17 protein-coding genes are annotated in these 20,894 nt (G+C 70.2%); 6 read left to right on the forward strand and 11 right to left on the reverse strand.

All coding sequences use genetic code 11. The features are described 5' to 3' along the window. Positions 1–34: 34 nt before the first annotated feature. The 4 genes from ACFFR3_RS03975 to ACFFR3_RS03990 all read right to left on the reverse strand — a co-directional run bounded on the left by ACFFR3_RS03975 (position 35) and on the right by ACFFR3_RS03990 (position 6,584). Positions 35–4,909, reverse strand: coding sequence for an NAD-glutamate dehydrogenase (locus ACFFR3_RS03975; protein ID WP_379482604.1), 4,875 nt, complete (start codon positions 4,907–4,909; stop codon positions 35–37). A gap of 38 nt (positions 4,910–4,947) precedes the next feature. Beyond that, a complete protein-coding gene (locus tag ACFFR3_RS03980) occupies positions 4,948–5,751 on the reverse strand; it encodes a tryptophan 2,3-dioxygenase (protein WP_345396671.1) in 804 nt (267 codons plus the stop codon). An 84-nt stretch (positions 5,752–5,835) separates the two neighbouring features. Further along, positions 5,836–6,039 carry a zf-HC2 domain-containing protein gene (locus tag ACFFR3_RS03985; RefSeq protein WP_345396668.1) on the reverse strand — a complete coding sequence of 68 codons (204 nt, stop codon included), beginning with the start codon at positions 6,037–6,039 and terminating at the stop codon, positions 5,836–5,838. Beyond that, the gene (locus ACFFR3_RS03990; RefSeq protein WP_379482605.1) at positions 6,039–6,584 is read right to left on the reverse strand and encodes a sigma-70 family RNA polymerase sigma factor; all 546 of its coding nucleotides are present in this window, start codon (positions 6,582–6,584) and stop codon (positions 6,039–6,041) included. Before ACFFR3_RS03990 ends, ACFFR3_RS03985 begins: the two co-directional genes overlap by 1 nt. A gap of 117 nt (positions 6,585–6,701) precedes the next feature. Between ACFFR3_RS03990 and ACFFR3_RS03995 the strand changes: the two genes are divergently transcribed. The 4 genes from ACFFR3_RS03995 to ACFFR3_RS04010 all read left to right on the forward strand — a co-directional run bounded on the left by ACFFR3_RS03995 (position 6,702) and on the right by ACFFR3_RS04010 (position 11,384). Continuing rightward, positions 6,702–7,328: a DUF4142 domain-containing protein gene (locus ACFFR3_RS03995; RefSeq protein WP_364365376.1), complete on the forward strand. Its 627-nt coding sequence runs from the start codon at positions 6,702–6,704 to the stop codon at positions 7,326–7,328. A gap of 15 nt (positions 7,329–7,343) precedes the next feature. Beyond that, positions 7,344–8,825: a DUF1996 domain-containing protein gene (locus tag ACFFR3_RS04000; RefSeq protein ID WP_379482606.1), complete on the forward strand. Its 1,482-nt coding sequence runs from the start codon at positions 7,344–7,346 to the stop codon at positions 8,823–8,825. A gap of 74 nt (positions 8,826–8,899) precedes the next feature. Beyond that, positions 8,900–9,739, forward strand: a complete 840-nt coding sequence (locus tag ACFFR3_RS04005; RefSeq protein WP_364365370.1) for a ferric reductase-like transmembrane domain-containing protein — start codon at positions 8,900–8,902, stop codon at positions 9,737–9,739. Between the two features lie 28 nt (positions 9,740–9,767). After that, positions 9,768–11,384 carry an NADH-ubiquinone oxidoreductase-F iron-sulfur binding region domain-containing protein gene (locus ACFFR3_RS04010; protein WP_379482607.1) on the forward strand — a complete coding sequence of 539 codons (1,617 nt, stop codon included), beginning with the start codon at positions 9,768–9,770 and terminating at the stop codon, positions 11,382–11,384. Between the two features lie 163 nt (positions 11,385–11,547). Here ACFFR3_RS04010 and ACFFR3_RS04015 read toward each other — a convergent pair whose 3' ends face one another. After that, entirely contained in the window at positions 11,548–12,345 is a 798-nt protein-coding gene (locus ACFFR3_RS04015) for a L,D-transpeptidase family protein (protein WP_345396652.1), read from the reverse strand. A 141-nt stretch (positions 12,346–12,486) separates the two neighbouring features. Here ACFFR3_RS04015 and ACFFR3_RS04020 point away from each other — a divergent pair, with 141 nt between their 5' ends. Then, entirely contained in the window at positions 12,487–13,125 is a 639-nt protein-coding gene (locus tag ACFFR3_RS04020; RefSeq protein WP_345396649.1) for a GNAT family N-acetyltransferase, read from the forward strand. Here the strand turns inward: ACFFR3_RS04020 and ACFFR3_RS04025 are convergent. Genes ACFFR3_RS04025 through ACFFR3_RS04035 form a run of 3 tightly spaced genes read right to left on the reverse strand, consistent with a single transcriptional unit; the run spans position 13,112 to position 16,902 of the window. Next, complete coding sequence (locus ACFFR3_RS04025) at positions 13,112–15,073, reverse strand: acetoacetate--CoA ligase (RefSeq protein WP_379482608.1); 1,962 nt, start codon at positions 15,071–15,073, stop codon at positions 13,112–13,114. The two genes, ACFFR3_RS04020 and ACFFR3_RS04025, sit on opposite strands and share 14 nt — an antisense overlap. A gap of 57 nt (positions 15,074–15,130) precedes the next feature. Continuing rightward, positions 15,131–15,988 carry a serine hydrolase gene (locus ACFFR3_RS04030; protein ID WP_364365361.1) on the reverse strand — a complete coding sequence of 286 codons (858 nt, stop codon included), beginning with the start codon at positions 15,986–15,988 and terminating at the stop codon, positions 15,131–15,133. Next, positions 15,985–16,902, reverse strand: coding sequence for a LysR family transcriptional regulator (locus tag ACFFR3_RS04035; protein ID WP_345396640.1), 918 nt, complete (start codon positions 16,900–16,902; stop codon positions 15,985–15,987). The genes ACFFR3_RS04030 and ACFFR3_RS04035 overlap by 4 nt, the downstream gene beginning before the upstream one ends. A 147-nt stretch (positions 16,903–17,049) precedes the next feature. On the opposite strand from ACFFR3_RS04035, the gene ACFFR3_RS04040 reads away from it, so the two are divergent. Further along, a complete protein-coding gene (locus ACFFR3_RS04040) occupies positions 17,050–18,561 on the forward strand; it encodes a penicillin-binding transpeptidase domain-containing protein (RefSeq protein WP_379482609.1) in 1,512 nt (503 codons plus the stop codon). Between the two features lie 64 nt (positions 18,562–18,625). Here ACFFR3_RS04040 and ACFFR3_RS04045 read toward each other — a convergent pair whose 3' ends face one another. The 3 genes from ACFFR3_RS04045 to ACFFR3_RS04055 all read right to left on the reverse strand — a co-directional run bounded on the left by ACFFR3_RS04045 (position 18,626) and on the right by ACFFR3_RS04055 (position 20,818). Then, positions 18,626–19,384, reverse strand: coding sequence for an HAD family hydrolase (locus ACFFR3_RS04045; protein ID WP_379482610.1), 759 nt, complete (start codon positions 19,382–19,384; stop codon positions 18,626–18,628). Between the two features lie 143 nt (positions 19,385–19,527). Next, positions 19,528–20,154 carry an HAD family hydrolase gene (locus tag ACFFR3_RS04050; RefSeq protein WP_379482611.1) on the reverse strand — a complete coding sequence of 209 codons (627 nt, stop codon included), beginning with the start codon at positions 20,152–20,154 and terminating at the stop codon, positions 19,528–19,530. A 223-nt stretch (positions 20,155–20,377) separates the two neighbouring features. Next, positions 20,378–20,818 (reverse strand): DUF2690 domain-containing protein, encoded by a 441-nt coding sequence (locus ACFFR3_RS04055; RefSeq protein ID WP_345396635.1) that lies wholly within the window; start codon positions 20,816–20,818, stop codon positions 20,378–20,380. Positions 20,819–20,894 lie beyond the last annotated feature (76 nt).

Raw genomic sequence — 20,894 nt, forward strand, 5'->3', positions numbered from 1 at the left:
CGGGGGCGGGCCGGCGAGCCCGCCCCCGCGCTTCTCAGGCCTCCGTGTGGGGCAGGTTGCTGGCGGCCACCAGCGTACGGATGGCGCGCAGCGCGACCGACAGCGTGGCGAGGTCGAAGTTGTCGCTCTCCCAGATCTCCGACAGCGTCTGCCTGGCCCTGGCGACCGCCGCCGAGTTGCCCTCGGTCCAGCGGGCCAGCCGCTCCTCGGGAGACAGCCCGGGGCGGCTGTGGGCCAGCACGTCGCGGGTCAGCGAGGCGTGCGCGGCGTACAGGTCGTCGCGCAGCGCCGAGCGGGCCATCGAGTTCCACCGGTTGTCGCGGGGCAGCGCGATGATGCGCTCGCGCAGCCGGGAGAGCTGCAGCCGGTCGGCCAGGTCGAAGTAGACCTCGCCCACCTCGTTGACCGGGCGTCCCGTCAGCGACGAGATCTCCACCAGGTCGAGCGTCGAGTACGCGGGCACCATCGCGGCCACCCGCTCGGCCAGGTCGTCCGGCACCCCGCGGGCCACGAACGCGTCGCGGCGCTCCTCGAAGGCGGCCAGGTCGGGCCCGGTGAGCAGCTTGGGTATGTGCCCGATGATCCCGTTGACGCCCTTGTCGAAGAAGCTGACCGACCCGGCGAGGTCGAGTGGCGGCCGCCGGTTGACCAGCAGCCACCGGGCGCCCCGCTCGGCCAGCTTGCGTGCCTCCAGCAGCATGGCGATCTGGGTGGCGGTGTCGACCTCGTTGTCCAGCGACTCCACCGCCCGGTGGAAGCCGGGCAGGTCGAACACCTCGCGCGCGACCAGGTAGGCCCGCACGATGTCGGGCGTGGACGCGCCGGTCTCCTCGCCGAAGCGGTACATGAACGTGGTGCCCGCCGAGTTGACCAGCTCGTTCACCACGCGGGTGGTGATGATCTCGCGGCGCAGCGGATGCTTGTCCATGTACGGCCTGAACCGCTCGCGCAGCGCGGAGGGGAAGTAGTCGACCAGCCACGACGCCAGGTAGGGGTCGTCGGGGAGGTCGGAGCCGAGCAGCTCGGCGTCGGCCACCAGCTTGGTGTAGGCGAGCAGCACCGAGAACTCGGGCGAGGTCAGCCCCAGCCTGGCCTGGCGCCGCTCGGCGAGCGTCTTGTCCGACGGCAGGAACTCCAGCTCCCGGTTGACCAGCCCGTCGCGTTCGAGCTTGCGCAGGTAGCGGGCGTGGATGTGGAGCATGTCGACGGCCTGCGTACGGGCCGCGTCGAGCACCACGTTCTGGGCCTTGTTGTCGCGCAGCACCAGCTCGGCGACCTCGTCGGTCATCGAGGTGAAGACCTGGTTGCGCTGCTTGTCGGTCAGCTCGCCGTCGCGGACGACCTGGTCGAGCAGGATCTTGATGTTGACCTCGTGGTCGGAGGTGTCGACGCCGGCCGAGTTGTCGATGAAGTCGGTGTTGACCAGCCCGCCGTTGAGCGCGAACTCGATGCGGGCGAGCTGGGTGAAGCCGAGGTTGCCGCCCTCGCCGACGACCTTGCAGCGCAGCTCGGACGCGTTGACCCTGAGCCCGTCGTTGCCCTTGTCGCCGACGTCGGTGTGGGACTCGGAGCTGGCCTTGACGTAGGTGCCGATGCCGCCGTTCCACAGCAGGTCGACGGGGGCCCGCAGGATGGCGCTGATGAGGTCGTTGGGCGCCATGGACGCGATGCCGGCGGGGATGCCGAGCGCCTCGCGCATCTGCGGGGTGATCTGGATGGACTTGGCGGTGCGCGGGAAGACGCCGCCGCCCGGGGAGATCAGCTTGGCGTCGTAGTCCTCCCACGAGCTGCGCGGCAGCTCGAACAGGCGGCGGCGCTCGGCGTAGGAGCGGGCGGCGTCGGGCGAGGGGTCGACGAAGATGTGCCGGTGGTCGAAGGCGGCCACGAGCCGGATGTGCTGCGACAGCAGCATGCCGTTGCCGAACACGTCGCCCGACATGTCGCCGATGCCGGCCACGGTGAAGTCGGTCGTCTGGACGTCCACGCCCATCGTGCGGAAGTGGTATTTGACCGACTCCCACGCGCCGCGGGCGGTGATGCCCATGGCCTTGTGGTCGTAGCCGATGGAGCCGCCGGAGGCGAAGGCGTCGCCGAGCCAGAAGCCGTACTCCTTGGCCACGCCGTTGGCGATGTCGGAGAACGTCGCGGTGCCCTTGTCGGCGGCGACGACGAGGTAGGTGTCGTCACCGTCGTGCCTGACGACGTCGGGCGGCGGCACGACCTTGCCGTCCACGAGGTTGTCGGTGACGTCGAGCAGGCCGGAGATGAACATCCGGTAGCACGCCACGCCTTCGGCGAGCAGGTCCTCCCGCTTGCTCGACTTGGGCGGCCGCTTGACGACGAATCCGCCCTTGGAGCCGGTGGGCACGATGACGGTGTTCTTCACCATCTGCGCCTTCACCAGGCCGAGGATCTCCGTACGGAAGTCCTCCATCCGGTCCGACCAGCGCAGGCCGCCGCGCGCGACCTTGCCGAAGCGCAGGTGCACGCCCTCGACGCGGGGCGAGTAGACGAAGATCTCGTACTTCGGCCTGGGCAGCGGCAGCACGCTGATGGCCTGCGGGTCGAACTTCAGCGAGATGTACGGCTTGCGCACGCCGTCGACGGTCTGGAAGTAGTTGGTGCGCAGCGTGGCCTGGATCATCTCCAGGTACGCCCGCAGGATGCGGTCCTCGTCCAGCGAGGCCACCTCGTCCAGCGCCCCGAGTATCTCCTCGTTGAGCGCCTCCACGAGATCGACCCTGACGTCCTCGCCGCGCCGCGGGTCGTGCTTGGCCTCGAACAGCCGCACCAGCAGCCTGGCCACCCTGACGTTGCCCTTGAGCACGTCCTCCATGTACGGCTGCGAGAACGTGCTGCCGGCCTGCCTCAGGTATTTGGCGTAGGCCCGCAGGATCTCGACCTGCTCCCAGGTCAGCCCGGCGCTGAGGATGAGCGCGTTGAAGTCGTCGGCCTGCACCCGGCCGGTCCACAGGGCGTTGAGGCCGTCCTGGAAGAGCCGCTTGAACTCGTCCCTGCCGACGCCGTCGGCCGGCGTGTAGCGCAGCCCGAAGTCGTAGATCCAGGCGTTCTTGGTGCGCGGGTCGTTGTCGCGGTCGACCTCGTACGGCCGCTCGTCCACGACCTCGACCCCGAGCCGCTGGATCAGCGGCAGGGCGCGGGACAGCGAGATGGGCGAGCCGATCTTGTAGATCTTCAGCCGCCGCTCGCCCTCGACCGCGTCGTACGGCTCATAGAGGTTGATGCCGACCTTGTCGCCGTCGCCCGCCTCGACGAGCTCTTCGAGCCGCCGCAGGTCGACCACGGCCACCTTGGGCGGGAAGTCCGCCTTGTAGCCCTCGGGGAAGGCGGAGGCGTAGCGCTTGATGAGCGTGGGCGCCTCCTCCTCCGAGGTCATCTCGGTCAGCGCGGAGGCGAGGTCGTCCTCCCAGGAGCGGGTGATGGCGGCGAGGCGGGCCTCCAGCTCCTCGACGTCGACGCTGGGCGCGGGCAGCTGCCTGCCGCGCTCGCCGCGAATCACGACGTGCAGCCGGGCCAGCACGGACTCGCCGATCATGGCGCTGTAGTCGAGCGACGTGCCGCCGAGCGCCTTGAGCAGCACCTCCTGCATCTTCAGCCGGACCTTGGTGGTGTAGCGGTCACGCGGCAGGTAGACCAGGCAGGAGATGTAGCGGCCGTAGTCGTCGCGGCGCAGGAACAGCTTGACCTGCTTGCGCTCGCGCAGCCGCAGCACTCCGAGCGCGATCGGCAGCAGCTGGTCGATGGAGGTCTGGAACAGCTCGTCGCGCGGGAAGGTCTCCAGGATCTCGATGAGGTCCTTGCCGTCGTGGCTGTCGGGCGCGAGCCCGGCCTGGTCGAGTACGTCGGCCAGCTTGCGGCGCAGCACCGGGATGCGGGAGATCGACTCGTTGTAGGCCACGTGGGTGAACAGGCCGAGGAAGCGCCGCTCACCGATCACCTCGCCGTCGGGCGAGAACAGCTTCACGCCGATGTAGTCGAGGTAGTTGGCGCGGTGCACGGTGGCCTTGGAGTTGGCCTTCGTGATGATCATGAGCTGCTTCTCGCGCGCCTTGGCCCGCACCTCGGGGGGCAGCGCGGCAAAGCTCTCCGACCCGGCCTTGTCGTCGCGCAGGATGCCGAGCGCCGCTCCGGGCAGCGCCCGGAGCATCTCGCCCTCGTCGGTGTGCTCCAGCCGGTATTCGCGGTAGCCGAGGAAGGTGAAGTGCCCGTCGGCGAGCCAGCGCAGCAGGTCGAGGCTGTCCTCGACCTCGGCGGGCTCCAGCGGCGGCGGGTTCATGCTCAGGTCTTCCGCGGTCTGTACGGCCAGCGCCCGCATCTTCGCGAAGTCCTCGACCGTGTGGCGCACGTCGGCGAGCACCTTCAGCAGGCCGGCCTCGAGCCGCTTGAGCACCTCGGGGTCGGACTGCCGGTCGATCTCCATGTGGATCCAGGACTCGACCAGCATCTGGCCGGTGACGTCCTCCTGGCCGCGGCCGAGCATGCGGCCGGTCATGTCGCGGCGCACCCGCATCTGGGGATGGACGACCAGGTGGGTGCCGAGGTCGTGGCGGTCGAGCTCCATCGCGACGGAGTCGACCAGGAACGGCATGTCGTCGGTCACCACTTCGACCACGGAGTGGCCAGGGTCCCAGCCGTTCTGCTCGATCGTGGGGGTGTAGGCACGGACCACCGCCCTGCCCTGGGGGCGGACCTCCGCGAGCTGCCTCTGGGACATCGCGGGGCCGTAGACGTCAACGGGGTTGCGGTCGAGCAGGTCCTCCGGCGCGACGTGTCGGTAGTAGAGCCGCAGGAAGGACAGCGCCTCCTCGGCGCTCATGTGCCCACTGCTCGCCGCGCATCTTTCCGCGGCTCGCTGGAGCAGCTCATCCTTGGCCTCGTCGAGCGGCATTTCGCTCTCACTCCTTTGTGAGGGTTCGCCATGGCTGTTCATAGCCAGGCCCTGAGTTCCCACAGCAGCGGGAAGTAGTGCAGGCGGGTTCTGCCGCGCAGGTAGGGAGCACCGGTCGAGCCGCCTGTGCCCGATTTGGTGCCGATCTGGCGTTCGACCATCTGGACGTGACGCATCCGCCACAGCGCGGCGGTCTCGTCGTGTGTCAGCAGGTCTTCGGCCAGTTGCCACAGGTCGTCGTAAGACCCGCGGTCCCTCGCCACGGCCAGCAGCGAGTCCATGATCTCGCTGTCGGAGACCGGCAGGCCACGCTGGGAGAGGGCGGTCAGATAAGCATCCCACAGCGTGGGCTCCGTGAGCCTGCGGCGCAGCCGGGCGAGCTCGTCCTCGCTCGCGTGCCTGAAGGAGTTGAGATAGCGCTCGTCCTTCAGCCCCGACAGGAACTCCAGCTCCCTGAACTGGACCGACTGGAACCCGCTCGCGGGCGCCAGGCCGGCCCTGAAGGCCAGGAAGTCCTGCGGGGTCATCGTCTCCAGGACCTCGATCTGCTCGACCATCACCCGCTCGACCGCGTGCACCCGCCTGAACAGGTGCCTGGCCAGCCACAGCTCGCCCGCGAACATGGCGGAGCGCACCGACTCCAGCTCGTGGAGCAGCAGCTTGAACCACAGCTCGTGGACCTGGTGGGTGGTGATGAAGAGCAACTCGTCAGGGGCCGCGGACTGCGGCCGCTGCTGGTCGAGGAGCTCGGGCAGGCGGAGGTAGTCGCCGTAGGAGAGCAGACCGCCCTCCTCGCCGAACCGCCGGCGTGGAGGGCCGGGCGCATCACCGTCGATGCCCACCGAACACCTCCCCTGACCGCCCGGCCACGTGCTGCCGGGCGTGACGCCTTGCCCTACCGATATCACCCGAAAAGGGGATAAACGTCAACGTGACATGGAGGACATCGGCGGGTCGTCGCCGGAGGCCGAAGAGGGGTCGTTCTTGAGCTCGTCGAGTTGCCCTGGCACCTCGGCGAGCTCGACCAGCTCCGCCTGACAGCGCTCGCACGTTTCGAGGTGGCGTTCGAACGCCTCGTGCTCCTCCTCATCGAGGACGCCGAGGACGTAGGCGGCCACCTCTTCGTGCATCAGCCGGCTACCCCCTTGTCCCGCAGCAGCTCACGGAGAGCCCGGATCCCGTAGTAGAGCCGGGACTTCACCGTGCCCGGCGGGATCCCCAGAATCTCCGCCGCCTCACTTATCGTACGGTCTCGGAGGTAGGTCTGCTCAATGACTTCGCGGTGTTCCGGAGACAGGGACCGCAGCGCGTCAGCGACGACCATCGCCGATAACGCTCGCTCCGATCCATCCGGAACCGACATCATGTCGACTTCAGGCGGCTCGACCTCCTGCGGCCGGACGCTCTTCCGCCGACGACCATCAATGACTATGCGACGGGCCACGGTCAGCAGCCACGCCCATATGAGGCTCGGTTCCCATTGCAGTCTTGCCGAGTTTCGCCAGGCCCTGACGATCGTCTCCTGCACGACGTCTTCAGCCCACTGAAGGTCGTTACCTGTTGATTTGCGTACGTGGCGCAGCAGAGGGCCGCCGAACTCCTGGTAAAGCACCGCGATGCGGTGCTCCGCCTCGGCATCCGCACTCTCGAACCTGCCGTCGAGGTGACCTAGCACGGGGCACATCTTTACACCTTCGTTATCCAAGCGGTAGCCACTCCGATAACTCCAGTCATTTCTAACTATCTCCGACCATACGTGAACCTTGGCGGGTACGCCCGCGTATCTCCGACCATGCACAGGCTTTTGCGCGGCGAGTTGTTCATGCTCGGCGGCTTCGTGGTTGCCGCCGCCGCGACGATCGCGCTGGTCATGCCCCCGGCGATCGACCCCGCGTCCGCCCAGTGGACGCAACGGTCGTCGGGCCCGCTCACGGCCGCCGACGTCGATCTGCTCATCAAGGTACGCCAGGCGGGCCTCTGGGAGATGCCCGTCGGCGAGTACGCCCAGACCCGCGCCGAGTCCCAGCGTGTGAAGGAAGTCGGGAAGCTGCTCAAGGACGAGCACAAGGAGCTCGACCTGATGGTCCGCCAGGCCGCCAAGAAGCTCGGCGTGGCCCTGCCCGACGAGCCCAACCCCGACCAGCAGCGCTGGATGGCCCAGCTGGCGGCGGAGAGCGGCCCCGCCTTCGACAAGGACTTCGCCAACCTGTTGCGTGACGCGCACGGAAAGGTGTTCTCCGTCGTGGCGGGCGTGCGGTCCGGGACCCGCAATGCCGAGGTACGCAAGCTGGCCCAGGAAGGCATCAACTACGTGATGCGCCACATGGCGTACCTGGAGTCCACGGGTCTGGTGGATCATCAGCGGCTTCCGGAAGCCCCCACGCCCTCACCCGCTCCACCCGTCGTCAATGGCGGTTGAAAAGAGGAAACGCACATGAGGAGATCCAGACGCATGGCCGCGGCCGTGTCCGCGCTGGCCGTGGCGGCGACCGGCCTGGTGTCCGCGGCCGTCATCGGCGTAGGGCCGGCGGTCGCCGCGCCCTGCGACCCCGCACAGAGTGGCCAGTCACCTCAGGGGCGGCAGTCCCAGCAGCCGGGCAGGAACCAGCAGGGCAGGGACCAGCAGGCGCCGCAGGGCGGCAGCGTCGCGGTGGACCCGCAGTCCCCCGACGACCAGGACAACCCCACCACTTTCTCGCGCCGCCGCCAGCCGACCAGATCGACCAGCCCGACCCCTAGCCCGACCGGAAACCAGGGCAACCCGGACAATGGCGACAATAGCGGAGACAATGGCGACAACGGCAGCGGAAATAACGATGGAGCCGACAATGGGAACAACAACGGCGACAACGGGAATGGCGGTAACAACGGGGACAACGGCGGAAACAACGGCAACGACCCGGGCAACGGGAACGGCAACGACAACGGAACCGGGAACGACAACGGGAATGGCAACGGCGGCGACGACGGCGGTGACGACGGCGGTGGCAACGGCGATGCCGACCCGTCACAGAGCCCCTCTCCCTCCCCGACCGCCGATGACCCCTGCGCCGGCCTAGGCCCGTTCGTGCAGGACTTCGTGGACATCCGCCAGGTCCAGCCGCGCCGCCTCGACGCGGGCATCGGCAGGGGCGGCTCGCGCGGCACGTTCGCCGCGCAGTGCGGCACCAACCGCGACGGCCACAACAACCCCGACAACTTCATCGTCGCCCCAGGCGTGAGCAACGGGGCGCACCACCTGCACGACTACGTGGGCAACCTCTCGACCGACGCGTTCTCGACCGACGAGAGCCTGGCGGCGGCGGGCACCACCTGCCGGCTGAACGACCAGTCCACGTACTTCTGGCCGGTCATCAGGGACCGCAGGTCTGAGGCGAACGCCGATGACCCGGACGGCAACGTCGGCCAGGTACTGCGGGCCCGCTCGGTGCAGCTGCAGTTCCGCGGCAACGCGAACTCCAGGGTCGTGGCCATGCCGAGGTTCCTGCGGATCATCACCGGCGACGCCAAGGCGGCCACCAACGGCACCGCCAACGCCCGCTCGGCCTGGACCTGCACGGGATTCCAAAATCGCATAGCTACCGACAAATATCCGCTTTGCCCGCGCGGCAGCCAGGTCGTTCGTATCCTGGACTTCCCCAGTTGCTGGGACGGTCAGAACACCGACAGCGCCAACCACCGCACGCACATCGTCTTCCCTGACCAGAATGGCGCCTGCCCGCAGGGCACCAGGGCGGTACCCGCACTCCGCATGACCCTCACGTACGCGGTGCCGCAGGGACCCTCGTTCGCCCTGGACGCCTTCCCGGAGCAGAAGCACAACCCGGTCACCGACCACGCTGACTTCGTCAACGTGATGCCCGACAGACTGATGCAGAACGTCGTCAACTGCATCAACCAGGGCCGCCGGTGCTGATCTGACCGTCCGCCCGGATCATCGGGCTCCCAGCCTTCCGAGTCGCACCCTCACCCGACCTTGGAGGGAAATAGATGCTCCACAGACGACACCCCAGGCACGCCCCCACTCTGCTGGACACCAGGAAGGTCCGGCTGGGGGCGAGCGCCTCGATCGCGGCCGTCCTGTTATCGGCGTTCGCGCTGACCAGGACGGAACGCGGCATCGCGCTGCTCGGCCAAGGGGTGGGCTTCCTCGAGTTCTACGCGGGCGTGTTCGCCCTGGTGCTGCTGACCGCGACCGTCGCGCTCGGCCTGCTCACCACCGAACGCGTCTTCCTGTCCCCGGCGAACCGGGTCAGGGCCCAGCTCGCGCACCGCGCCACCGCGCTCATCGGGCTGGCGTACCTGATCACGCACATCTCGCTGATGATCAGCCTGGGACACGTGCCGCCGGGGGCGGCGGTCGTGCCCATCGCCGGGATCTGGGTGGGATTCGGCACCCTGGCCTTCGACCTCATGGTCGTGGCCGTGGCGACGGGGATGCTGAGAGGTCGCTTCGCCGTACGGAGCAGGCCATGGATGTGGCGGATCCTCCATTCCGCCGCGTACCTGGCCTGGCCCATCGGCATCATGCACGGATTGACGGCCGGCCGCCCGCCGGCCGGTTGGGTGGCCTGGTCGTACGTGGCCAGCATGGCGGCGGTCGGCGGTGCGCTGGTCGTGCGCGTGCTCGCCACGGTCCGCAGGCCGCCGGTCGTACCGGAAAGAATCGAGGGGCCCGCCGTGACCTCCGCCGCGCCCATGGGCGTGCCCGCGGAACGGCCCGCCGCCAAGGCCCCCGGCAAGAGCAGGCAGCCCGCCGCGGCGGCGGCCCGCGCCGACGCGCCGGTCAGCCTCGCCGAGGCCAGGCGCAGGTACCGGGAGGCGGGATGACCCTGTTCGCACTCGTCCAGGAGGCTTCGTGATTCCCGCCCGCGTCCCACGGGTGCTGCGCATGGGTCCGGCCCGGCTGACCGCCGGGCTGGACCATTGCCGCCGTCTCGACCTGCCCGCCCACCGCACGCTCCACGGTCTCGTGGAGCCACGCGAACTGGGCGAGCTCATCTCGTACGCCAACGAGGTGGACATGCGGGGCCGGGGCGGCGCGGCCTTCCCCTTCGCCAGGAAACTGCGGGCGGTGGCCGACTCGGCCGGCACCGGCGAGAGCGTCGTCCTGGTCAACGGCGCGGAAGGGGAGCCGGCCAGCTCCAAGGACGCCATGCTGCTGACCCGCAACCCGCACCTCGTGCTGGACGGCGCGGTGCTGGCGGCCGAGGCGCTGGGCGCCCGGGAGGTGGTCGTCGCCACGGCCGGCGGCGAGGTCGCCGAGGCGTCCGTCGCCGCCGCCGTGGCCGAGCGCCGCGCCGCCAACGTCTCGGGAGGCGCCGAGAGCCGGGTCCCGATCAGAGTGGTCGGGATCAAGGAACGGTTCATCTCCGGCGAGGGCGGCGCGCTCGTCCGCGCGGTCAACGGGGAGGAGGGCATCCCGCCGGGCAGGAAGAAGCGGGCCGCGCAGAGCGGCGTGGACGGGCTGCCGACCCTGCTGTCCAACACGGAGACGTACGCGCAGTTCGCGCTGCTGGCCGAGTACGGCCCCCAGAAGTACGCGGAAGTGGGCACCACCAAGGAGCCCGGCACGATCCTGCTCACCGTGAGCGGCGGCGCCGCCAACGGCGCGGTGATCGAGGCGCCCACCGGCACCCTGCTGGCCGACGTGCTCGCCCTGTGCGAGGCGGAGGCCGGCGACGGGGTGCTGATCGGCGGCTATCACGGCGCGTGGCTGTCGGCCGAGGCGGTCGAGACGGCCGTCATCTCCCGCGAGGGCATGAAAGCGGCGGGGGCGACCCTGGGGGCAGGGATCATCGTGCCGCTCGGCGAGTCCACGTGCCCGCTGGGCGAGGCGGCCAGGGTCGCCTCGTACCTGGCGGCCGAGTCGGCCGGCCAGTGCGGCCCCTGCCGGCTCGGGCTGCCCGACGTCGCCAGGGCCATCTGCGCGCTGGCCGAGGGCACCGGCTCCGTGGACGCGGTCCGCCGCGCCGTACGCGTCGTGGAGCGCCGCGGCGCCTGCTTCCACCCCGATGGGACGGCCAAGTTCGTGCTGTCGGCGCTGGACGCGTTCGAGGACGAGATCGCCATCCACCTGGAGCACGGCTCCTGCGGCCGTCCGGTACGCGGCGTGCTGCCGATGCCGGAGCGCGAGCCGGAGCCCGAGTACCGGCTGGAGGTCGACTGGTCACGCTGCCAGGGTCATGGCCTGTGCGCGCATCTGCTGCCCGAGTTCGTGGACCTGGACGACTACGGTTTCCCGTCGTTCAGGAAGATCCCCGGCTTCATGGCCAAGGACGCCAGGCGGGCGGTCGACATGTGCCCGGCGCTGGCGTTGCGCCTGGCGCAGACCACCGGCGACGGCCCCAAGCCGGTCGGTTCGCCGCTGCGGCTGGTCAAGGACGGCGTGCTGAAGAAGGCAGGGGACAGCGTGCCGCGCCTGGGCCGCGTGGGCGGCATCCCGCGCATCTCGCGGGTGGGCGGCACGGCGTGAGCTGACGAGCCCGGCGGGTTTCACGCCTCTCAATCGGGAACGCACCCGAGAAAGGCGCGGCGCCCCGCCGGGCTTCGCCTTGCCCGGACGTCCGCGCCGGGAATGGCGCGATGACTCGGGGAAGAATAGCCCGATATTTCGAGAAATTTCACCGTAAGGCGGGTCACATAATCTTTCCCCGGACGTGCACCGGCTCGCCGATCTTCACCATCTGGTACAGCCGCTTGGACGTCTCCAGCGGCACCCGCACGCACCCGTGCGAGGCCGGCCGCAGCGGCACCTTCGTCGAGCCGTGCATGGCGATGGCCCCGGTGAAGTACAGGGAGTTGTACATCGACCCCAGCGGCCCCGTCGTCCAGCCGGGCGCGCGGCGCAGCACGCGGAAGTCCCCGGTCGGCGTGATGGCGTTGCCGCACCGCCCGTTCTCGCAGTAGCGCACCTCGGCGCCGGTGGAGACGTGCGAGATCAGCGCGGGCCTGCGGTCGCGATAGACGGTCAGCAACTGGTTGCGCAGGTCGATCTCCACCCGGTCGGGCGCGCCGCCCGGCACCAGCACCTTGTGCCTGACGGGCTTGTCCAGCGCCGCCAGCATCTTCGGCCCGACCTCCTTCCTCGGCATCATGCGCTTGTGTTTCTGGAACGCCCAGACGGCGAACTTGGTCTGCTCGTCGTACACGCCGTTGATCCGGCCGAAGTAGTAGCGCCCCCTGTGCAGCTTGCGCTGGAGCGAGCGGACGGCCTCGCCCCTGTGCCCCGGGCGCAGCAGCACCGGCTTGCTCTTGACCTCCTCCACCTTCTCGACCTTCTCCGTCTCCTCGCTCGCCGGCCGCTCGGCGCTCTCCGCGGGTGGCGGGGCGGCGGGACGGACGGTGACGGCGGCGGCGGGCGGCGGGGTCGCGATGAAGGGAAGGACGCCGGCGGACAGAGCGAGAACGGTGAATGTCTGAAGCTTTATCGTCATAAATCGACGCCTACCCAGACAGCAGAGAATTCATGGTTTTGTTGAGGAAAAGACGTGGCTAATATCGAGATTCAGGAAAATACCCTTTTGTCGGAAAAATGAGTCGCGCGGCCGCCAGGGCGTCTGGCACCATCCCGTGCCATGCGCAACTGGCCGCTCTTCGAGCTCTCGATCGCCACGCCCCACCTCACCCTCCGCGTCCCGTCCCTCGATGACCTCGACGAGCTGGGCGACCGCGCCGCAGAGGGCGTCCACGACGAGGGGCAGATGCCGTTCCTCTTCCCGTGGACCGAGGGCGAGCCGGCCGAGCGGGCCAGGCGCACGATCCAGTTCCACTTCGGCACGTGGAACCGCTTCAGCGAGGACGACTGGGCGATCGAGTTCGTCGTCGTCCGCGAGGGCCAGGTCATCGGCACCCAGGGCGTCATGGCCTCCGACTTCCCCGTGCTCGGCGAGGTCAAGACCGGTTCCTGGCTGGGCAGGCGCTTCCAAGGGCAGGGCGTGGGCACCGAGATGCGCAAGGCCGTGCTGCACTTCGCCTTCGCCGGTCTGGGCGCGAGGTCGGCGGTGACGGAGGCGTTCGAGGACAACCCTTCCTCGCTGGCCGTCACGCGCAAGCTCGGCTACCGGGAGGACGGCACGACCCTGCACAACCGCAAGGGCAAGCCGGTCGTCACCCGCCGCTTCCGCATGGGCAGGGAGGACTGGCGGGAGGAGCCCGGTTTCGAGCTCCACAACCTGGAGGCGTGCCTGCCCCTGTTCGGCCTCAAGAGCCGGTGAAGTGGCGCAGCACCTCGGGGTTGGCCATGGCGTCGGGGTTGGCGGCCTGCTCGACGGGCGTGCCGAGGAGGATCTTGCGTACCGGCACCTCCAGCTTCTTGCCCGACAGCGTCCGCGGGATGCCGGGCACCACCCGGATCTCGTCGGGCACGTGGCGCGGCGACAGCTCCCTGCGCAGGGTGGCGCGCAGCTCGCGTTCGAGCGGCTCGGTCAGCTCGGCCCCTTCGGCCAGCGTGACGTAGAGCAGCAGCCGGCCCTCCCGCCCGAGCTGGCCGGTGTCGATGACGAGGCTGTCGACGATCTCCTCGAAGCGCTCGACCACCCGGTAGAACTCGCTGGTGCCCATGCGGACGCCGCCCCGGTTGAGCGTGGAGTCGGAGCGCCCGTAGATGACGCAGCCGCCATCCTCGTTGATCTTGATCCAGTCGCCGTGCCGCCAGACGCCGGGGTAGACGTCGAAGTAGCTCTCGGCGTAGCGCCGCCCCTCGGGGTCGTTCCAGAAGCGGACCGGCATCGACGGCATCGGCTGGGTCAGCACCAGCTCCCCCACCTCGCCGATCACCGGCTCGCCCGCCGGATCGTACGCCTCCACCTTCGCCCCCAGCGACCGGCACGGGATGATGCCGGCCCTGATGGGATGCAGCAGCGTGGCGCCGACGAACCCCGTGCACACGTCGGTGCCGCCGGAGAACGACCCCAGCGGCGTGCCGGGAAGCTGCCCGGCCAGCCAGGCGAAGCCCTCGGGCGGCAGCGGCGAGCCGGTCGAGCCGACCCCGCGCAGCCGCTCAAGCCCCTCCAGCCGCAGCCCCGCCTTCAGTGAGGCCATGATGTACGGCGCCCCCACCCCGAAGTACGTCACCTCCTCCGAGGCGGCGATGCGCCACAGGGCGGCCGGCGACGGATGCGTGGCCGAGCCGTCGTAGAGCACGGGCGTGGCCCCCACCAGCAGCGCGCCGATGAGGTAGTTCCACATCATCCAGCCCGTGGTGGTGTACCAGAAGAACACGTCACCGGGGCCGAGGTCCTGGTGGAAGGTGAGCGCCTTGAGGTGCTCGAGCACCACGCCGCCGTGCCCGTGCACGATCGGCTTGGGCAGCCCGGTCGTGCCGCTGGAGTAGAGGATCCACAGCGGGTGGCCGAACGGCACCTGCTCGAACTCCAGCGGCCCCTCCTCGGCCCGCAGCCCTTCCCAGCCGATCACCTGGCCGTGCGGCACCTCGGCGGCGTGACCGCCGATCGGCTCGGCCTGCTGCGGCGCCCTGCCCTCCTCCGCGGCGGCCAGGTAGGGCATCCACACGGTCGCCCGCAGCGAGGGCAGCGCGGCGGCGATCTCGTTGACCGCGGCCGAGCGGTCGAAGCTCTTGCCGTTGTAGTGGTAGCCGTCGACGGCGATGAGCACCTTCGGCTCGATCTGCTTGAACCGGTCGACGATGGACGGCACGCCGAAGTCGGGCGAGCCCGCCGACCAGACGGCGCCCAGCGAGGCGGTGGCGAGGAACGCGATCAGCGCCTGCGGAATGTTGGGCAGGTAGCCGGCCACCCGGTCGCCGCGGCCGACACCGAGCCTGACCAGCCCGGCCCGCACCCGCGCGACCTCCTCACGCAGCTCGGCCCTGCTCAGCTCCTGCCGGCCGCCGTCCTCGCTGACGAAGATCAGGCCGGGGCCCTCATCGTGGCGCAGGGCGTTCTCGGCGTAGTTGAGCGAGGCGCCCTCGAACCAGGTCACCCCGGGCATCGTGCCCGACAGCACGGGGCCGTCGCCGCGCTCGCCGATCACCTCGAAGTAGTCCCAGATCGACGTCCAGAACGCGCCGGGGTGCTCGACCGACCACCGCCACGCGTCCTCGTAACCGCCTGACCTGCCCAGCCACCTCAGATAGCGGGTCAGCCTGGCCGACGCGACCACCTCGTCGCCCGGCTCCCAGAGAAGCTCGCCCTCAGCAACCATGTCATCATCCTGTCGCCCGTACGGAGGAATGTCATACCCGGCGTTCCCCATAACTTGCTACCTCCGTAGGTGGTCCACCGCCATACGCGCGGCCGTGCCGATCACCGCGTCGGCGCGCGGCTGGATCAGGGCCGTGCTGAACGACCGGGTGAAGACCGACACCGCGTACCGGTGGCCGTCGGGGTACTCCACGACGCCCGACTCGCAGCGCAGCGTCGGGTAGGTGCCGGTCTTGCCGCTGACGGCGACGTCGTCGTACGGGAAGCCGGAGGCCAGCCGGTGCGGCCACACCTGCATGTTGAGCACGCTGCGCATCCACGCGCACGACTCGGCGGAGGCGGCCTCGTCGCGCCAGATCAGCTCGAACAGCCGGACCATCTCGCGCGGCGTGCTGCGGTTGGTGTGCGCCGGGTCGAGCGCGCTGAGCCGGGCGATGTCCTCGGGATCGAGGTACGGCCACCCGTGCCCGGTGTCGTCCCGCATGCGCGCGTTGCCCTCCCCCGCCCCCTGCACGACCCGGGTCCGTGTCAGCCCGAGCCCGTCGAGCATGGCGTTGACGGCGTCGCACCCGATCAGGTCGAGCAGCGTGTCGGCCGAGGTGTTGTCGCTGACCGCGATCATCAGGTACGCGAGGTCGCGCAGCGAGATCGTCACGTCGTCGAGCATCGCGGCGATCCCGGTGGGCCCGGGGATGCGCCCCTCAGCGGGCACCGTGACCTGAGTGGCGGGGTCGAGCAGCCCGGCGTCGGCCTGCCGGCAGAACTCCACCAGCAGCGGCACCTTGAACATGGACGCCGTCGGCAGCAGCTCGTCGGGCCCGTGGCCGAGCTCGTGGCCGGTGTCGACGTCGGCGGCGCACAGCCAGCCGGTCACCCCGGCGCGGGTGAACAGGGCGTCGAAGTCGGGCGGGGTCATGCCAGCATCCCCGGTCTGCGGCTGACCCGCCGCTGGGGCGCGGAGCCCTGCTCGGTCATCCCGGCGCTCTCCTTCAACGTCCGTACGGCCACGGCCGCGAAGTCGGTGGTCGCGGCCGTCGCCGTGCGCCAGGCCGTGGAGACCCGGCTCGCGATCGGCGAGCCTAGCAGCGGCCGCCAGGCCAGCCCCGGGAGCTCCACCTTCGGCCCGAACGCCACCGCCGCCCCGGCCAGCACCAGCCCGAGTCCTGCGCCGTCATGGACCTGGGCGGGCACGTACCCGTGGCGGCGGCACTCGGCCAGCACCTCGCCCCGCCAGCCGGGCTCGCCCTCCTGGGGCGGCAGCAGCAGCTCGCGGCCCGCCAGGTCGGCCAGGTGCACCTCGCCCACGGCGGCCAGCGGGTCGCTGTCGGCCAGCAGCACGCCCTGGGGCTGCACGAGCACTTGCCCGAAGCGCAGACCTGGCGCGGTGATCGGATGGCGGACGAGCCCGACGTCGATCGTGCCGTCGGCCAGGGCCGCCACCTGGTCGGCGGTCCAGATCTCGGCGGGCGCGACGCGTACGTCGGGGCTGGCCGCGCGGAAGGCGGCGATCAGGGCGGCCAGCACGGACGCGGCCAGGTCGGGCGGCACGCCGACCTTCAGCACGGCGCCGCCGCCCTGCCTGGCCAGCTCGTGCAGCCGGTCGACGCGGGTGACGATCGCGCGGGCCTCGCCCAGCAGCAGCCTGCCCTGCTCGGTGAGGCGTACCTGGCGGGCCGAGCGGTCGAACAGCCGTACGCCGAGCTCCTCCTCCAACCGCTTGATGCGCTGGCTGAGCGGCGGCTGGGCCATGCCGAGCCGGATCGCCGCGTTGCCGAAGTGCAGTTCCTCCGCCACCACGATGAAGTAGCGCAGATGCCGGACAAGGTCCATGACCAGCCAATATATCCACTTTTATAACTACGCGTCCCTCATATCAATATTGGACACCGTTACTTCCCATCTGGTGTTCTCTGCGGCATGGCACCACAAACGGGGAGAATTTACGGCAGGCGTCGCCGCAGGCGATGGCCCTGGATCGTGGCCGGGCTGCTGGTCCCGGTCGTCGTGGCGGGCGGCGTCGTCTGGATGATGCGGACCCAGGGCTCGCCCGAGGAGACCGCCGACCACTACCTGGCCGCCTGGAGCGCCCAGGACTACGCCACCATGCGCAACCTGGTCGCCGACCCGCCCGCCGACTTCGAGCGCGCCCACCGCGACTTCCGCACCGGGCTGAAGCTGACCGCCGCGCACTTCGAGCGCCGCGGCCCGAGCGAGGGCAAGGAGGTCATCGCCTTCCGCGCCGCGCTGTCCGGGCCGCGCGACCTCGCCTACACCGGGCGGCTGCGCCTGGTCGAGCGCGACCGTACGTGGAAGGTGGCCTGGACGCCCGCCACCATGCACCCGCAGCTTCGCAAGGGCCTGTCGCTGCGGGCCGTCAAGCGCGACGGCGAGCCGGTACGCGTACTCGCCGCCGACGGCACCCAGGTCAACGACCCGTCGGCGCCCGGCTCCGTGCAGCAGCTCGTCGAGGGCATGAAGCAGACCTTTCCCGACCGGTTCACGGCGCGCGGGAACACTGTCATCGGGCTCTACCGGGGCGATGAGCTGCTGCGGAACGTGGCCGGGGAGACGGGCGGCGAGCAGCCGATCCAGACCACGCTCGACCTCAAGGTGCACCGGGCCGGCGCGCAGGCGCTCAAGGGCGTGGACAAGCCCGTCTCGCTGGTCGCGCTGCGGGCCTCGACCGGGGAGATCCTGGCCGTGGTCAACGCCCCGGGCGGGTTCAACAGGGCGCTCATGGGCAAGTATCCGCCCGGCTCGACGTTCAAGGTGGTCACCGCCTCCGCGCTGGTCGCCGGCGGCATCCAGCCGGGGCAGCGGGTCACCTGCCCGGCCGAGCAGAACATCGGCGGCTTCCCGTTCCACAACGCCGGCTACGAGGACTTCGGGACGCTGACCTTCCAGAACGCGTTCGCGCACTCATGCAACACCACGTTCGGGCAGCTCAGCGTGGACCGGCTGAACGGCGGCCGGCTCGCCGAGGTGGCCAGGAGCTTCGGCTTCGGCACGCCGATCACGCCGGGCGTGCCCGCCGTACGCGCCGAGTTCCCCGACCCCAAGGACGACACCGACCTCGCCTCCGCCGCCATCGGGCAGGGCAGGGTGCTGGCCAGCCCGCTCAACATGGCCTCGGTGGCCGCCGCGATCGCCTCGGGCGCGTGGATCCCGCCCCGGCTGGTCACCGGCGAGCGCATCCCCGGCGAGCAGCCCGACACACCGCGCCCGCTGGAGAAGGGCGTCGTGAACGCGCTGCGCGCCCTCATGCCCGCCGTGGTCACCGACGGCACCGCGCACGGCGTCAGCTTCCCGTCGGGGACGGCCGGCAAGACCGGCACCGCGGAGTACGGCTCGGGCAAGGAGCCGCCCGCGCACTCATGGTTCATCGGCTACAAGGGGGACGTGGCGTTCTCGGTGATCGTGGAGGGCGGCGGCGCCGGATCGGCGGTCGCCGCCCCGATCGCCGCCCGCTTCCTCGAAGCCCTCGATTGACCCCGGCACGCACGGACCCCGCCGGCTCCGGGATCAGCCGGTCTTCCCATGCCGCGTGGGACGCTCAGACCGCGCGGCTGTCCAGGGGCGCGGTCAGGGCCGCGACCGCCGCCACCACCTCGGAGGCGTCGGACAGGTCGGGCAGCACCACGTCGGCCCCGGCCTCGCGCAGCTCGGACGCCATCGACCGGCCCGACGCGACGCCGATCATCGCCGCCCCGCCGATCTTGGCGGCCTGCACGTCACGCGTGGAGTCGCCGATCACGACGGTGTTGGCCGCGGTGAACGGCGTGCCGAGCCGCTGCTTGGCCCGCGACTGGGCGACCTGGAGCAGCGTCGCCTTGGGGTAGACCTCCTCGCCGTAGCCGCCGAGCTCGAAGTCGATGTGCTTGTCGAGCCCGAACGCCTTGAGCTTGAGCACGGCGTTGCTCTTGATCGTGCCGGTGAGCACGGTCTGGGCGACGCCGTCGAGCCTGGAGACGGCCTTGAGCGCGGCCTTGGCCCCGGCCATCATGCGCCCCTCCTTCGCCAGCCGACCACGCCGGTCGGCGAAGGCGGTGGCCAGCGCCGCGAGGAACCTGGGCAGATGGTCGTCCTCGGCCACGATCCCGTTGACGGCGAGCGTCTCGAAGACGATCTCGGAGTCGGGGCGGCCGAGCGGAGGGACGAGCTTGACGAGCGGACGCCCGGTCACGACGCGGAACGCCTCGGCGTAGGCGTCTCTGGTCACGATGGCGACGTCGACCAGCGTCAGGTCGACGTTCCACAGCACAAGGCGATTGATGGCGGCCTCCTGAAGGATCTCTGCAGCAGAGTAGGCCATCACGGCGTCCGGCATCCTCACCACGTGGATTCCGGCATGACCGGCCGCCGAAGACGGCCGGCCAGACGGCCGGCCTTCAGGGACGGCGAGACGGCCCGCCTTCAGGGACGGGCCTTCAGGGACGGGCCATCGGGGAGGGGCCGTCAGATGTGGTCGAGCGCGTCGGCGAGCCGATCGACCACCGGGAACCCGGTGCTCTCCAACTCCTGCCTGGTCGTCATGCCGCCGGTGTAGAGCACGGCCCTGGCGCCGACGTGGCGGGCGGCCAGCCCGTCGTCCACGCTGTCGCCGATCACGAGGACCTGGGCGGGATCGACGTCCAGCGCGCTGATGTGCTCCTCCATGTGCGCGGCCTTCTCGCCGCCGGTGGCGCCGTGCAGGCCGTCGATCCTGGTGAAGTGCCGGGTGATGCCGAACGAGTCCACCTTGGGCACCAGGTGGGCGTGCGGGGCCATCGAGCAGAGCGACTGGCTGCCGGTCCAGGCCGCGAGCATCGTCTCGGCGCCGGTGGCCAGCCGGCACACCTCGGCCAGCCGGAAGTAGTGCTCGTGGAAACCCTGGTCGAGCCGCTCCCACTCGCCCTCGGTGAGCGGGCGGCCGAGCATGCGCTCGTAGGCGACCCAGATGGGGCGGGTGTAGACCGCGCGGAAGCCGTCGGCGGTGAGTGCGGGCAGCGCGTACGGCTTGAAGACCTCGTTGGTGGCCCCTACGACGGCGTCGATGTCGTGGAAAAGGGTGCCGTTCCAGTCCCAGATGATGTGCTGTGTCATGTCGGACCCAAGCCTAAATGCCCGCTATGACATTCCGATGCTGCCCCTCCCCGAAACGACGGCGCCCGCACGGGGCGGGCCGCGCCTCCGAAGGGAAGCACCGGCCCGGCCCGTACGGGCGAAGCAAGCGGGTCATCGACCGGCGAAGCCGATCAGCCCGGTGTCCTGCCGGTCGGCCCGGCGTTTCGCCGGTCGACCGCGCGTCCCGCAGGTCAGCCTCAGATCAGCCGCAGGCCTTGCTGGTCGTGCCCTGGGCGTTCTGGCCGCCCCTGCCGCCGTTCCACTGGACGCTCACGCTGCCCCAGGCGCAGATGCCCCTGGCCTTCAGCATGTTGCCCCAGTGGCGGCCGCCGTTGCCCTTCTTGAAGCGGAAGGAGTCGGTGCGGCCGTCGGCGGTGTAGACCTTGACGGTGCCGGTCATGGACGTGCCGGTCTTGACCTCCGTCCAGTTCGTCTGGCACCTGCTCGACCACATGAGCTTGATCGTGCCCACCTCGCCGTTGACCCGGCTGACGATCTTGGCCGACCGGACGGCGCGTGCCGTGCTGCCGCACCCCGACTTGTACGGGTCCTTGTGGTCGTAGGACGCTGCCTGGACTGCTGCGGGTGAGCTGGCCAGGACGGCCATCGCTCCGATGGCGACCGCCAAGACTCGACGCTTCACGTGGAACCGACTCCTTCAGTGCGACATACCGTGCTGCGTCGTGACCTTAGCGTGATGTGACGACACATAGGCGCGA

The organism is Nonomuraea salmonea (genome assembly GCF_042428605.1).
Lineage (GTDB): Bacteria > Actinomycetota > Actinomycetes > Streptosporangiales > Streptosporangiaceae > Nonomuraea > Nonomuraea salmonea.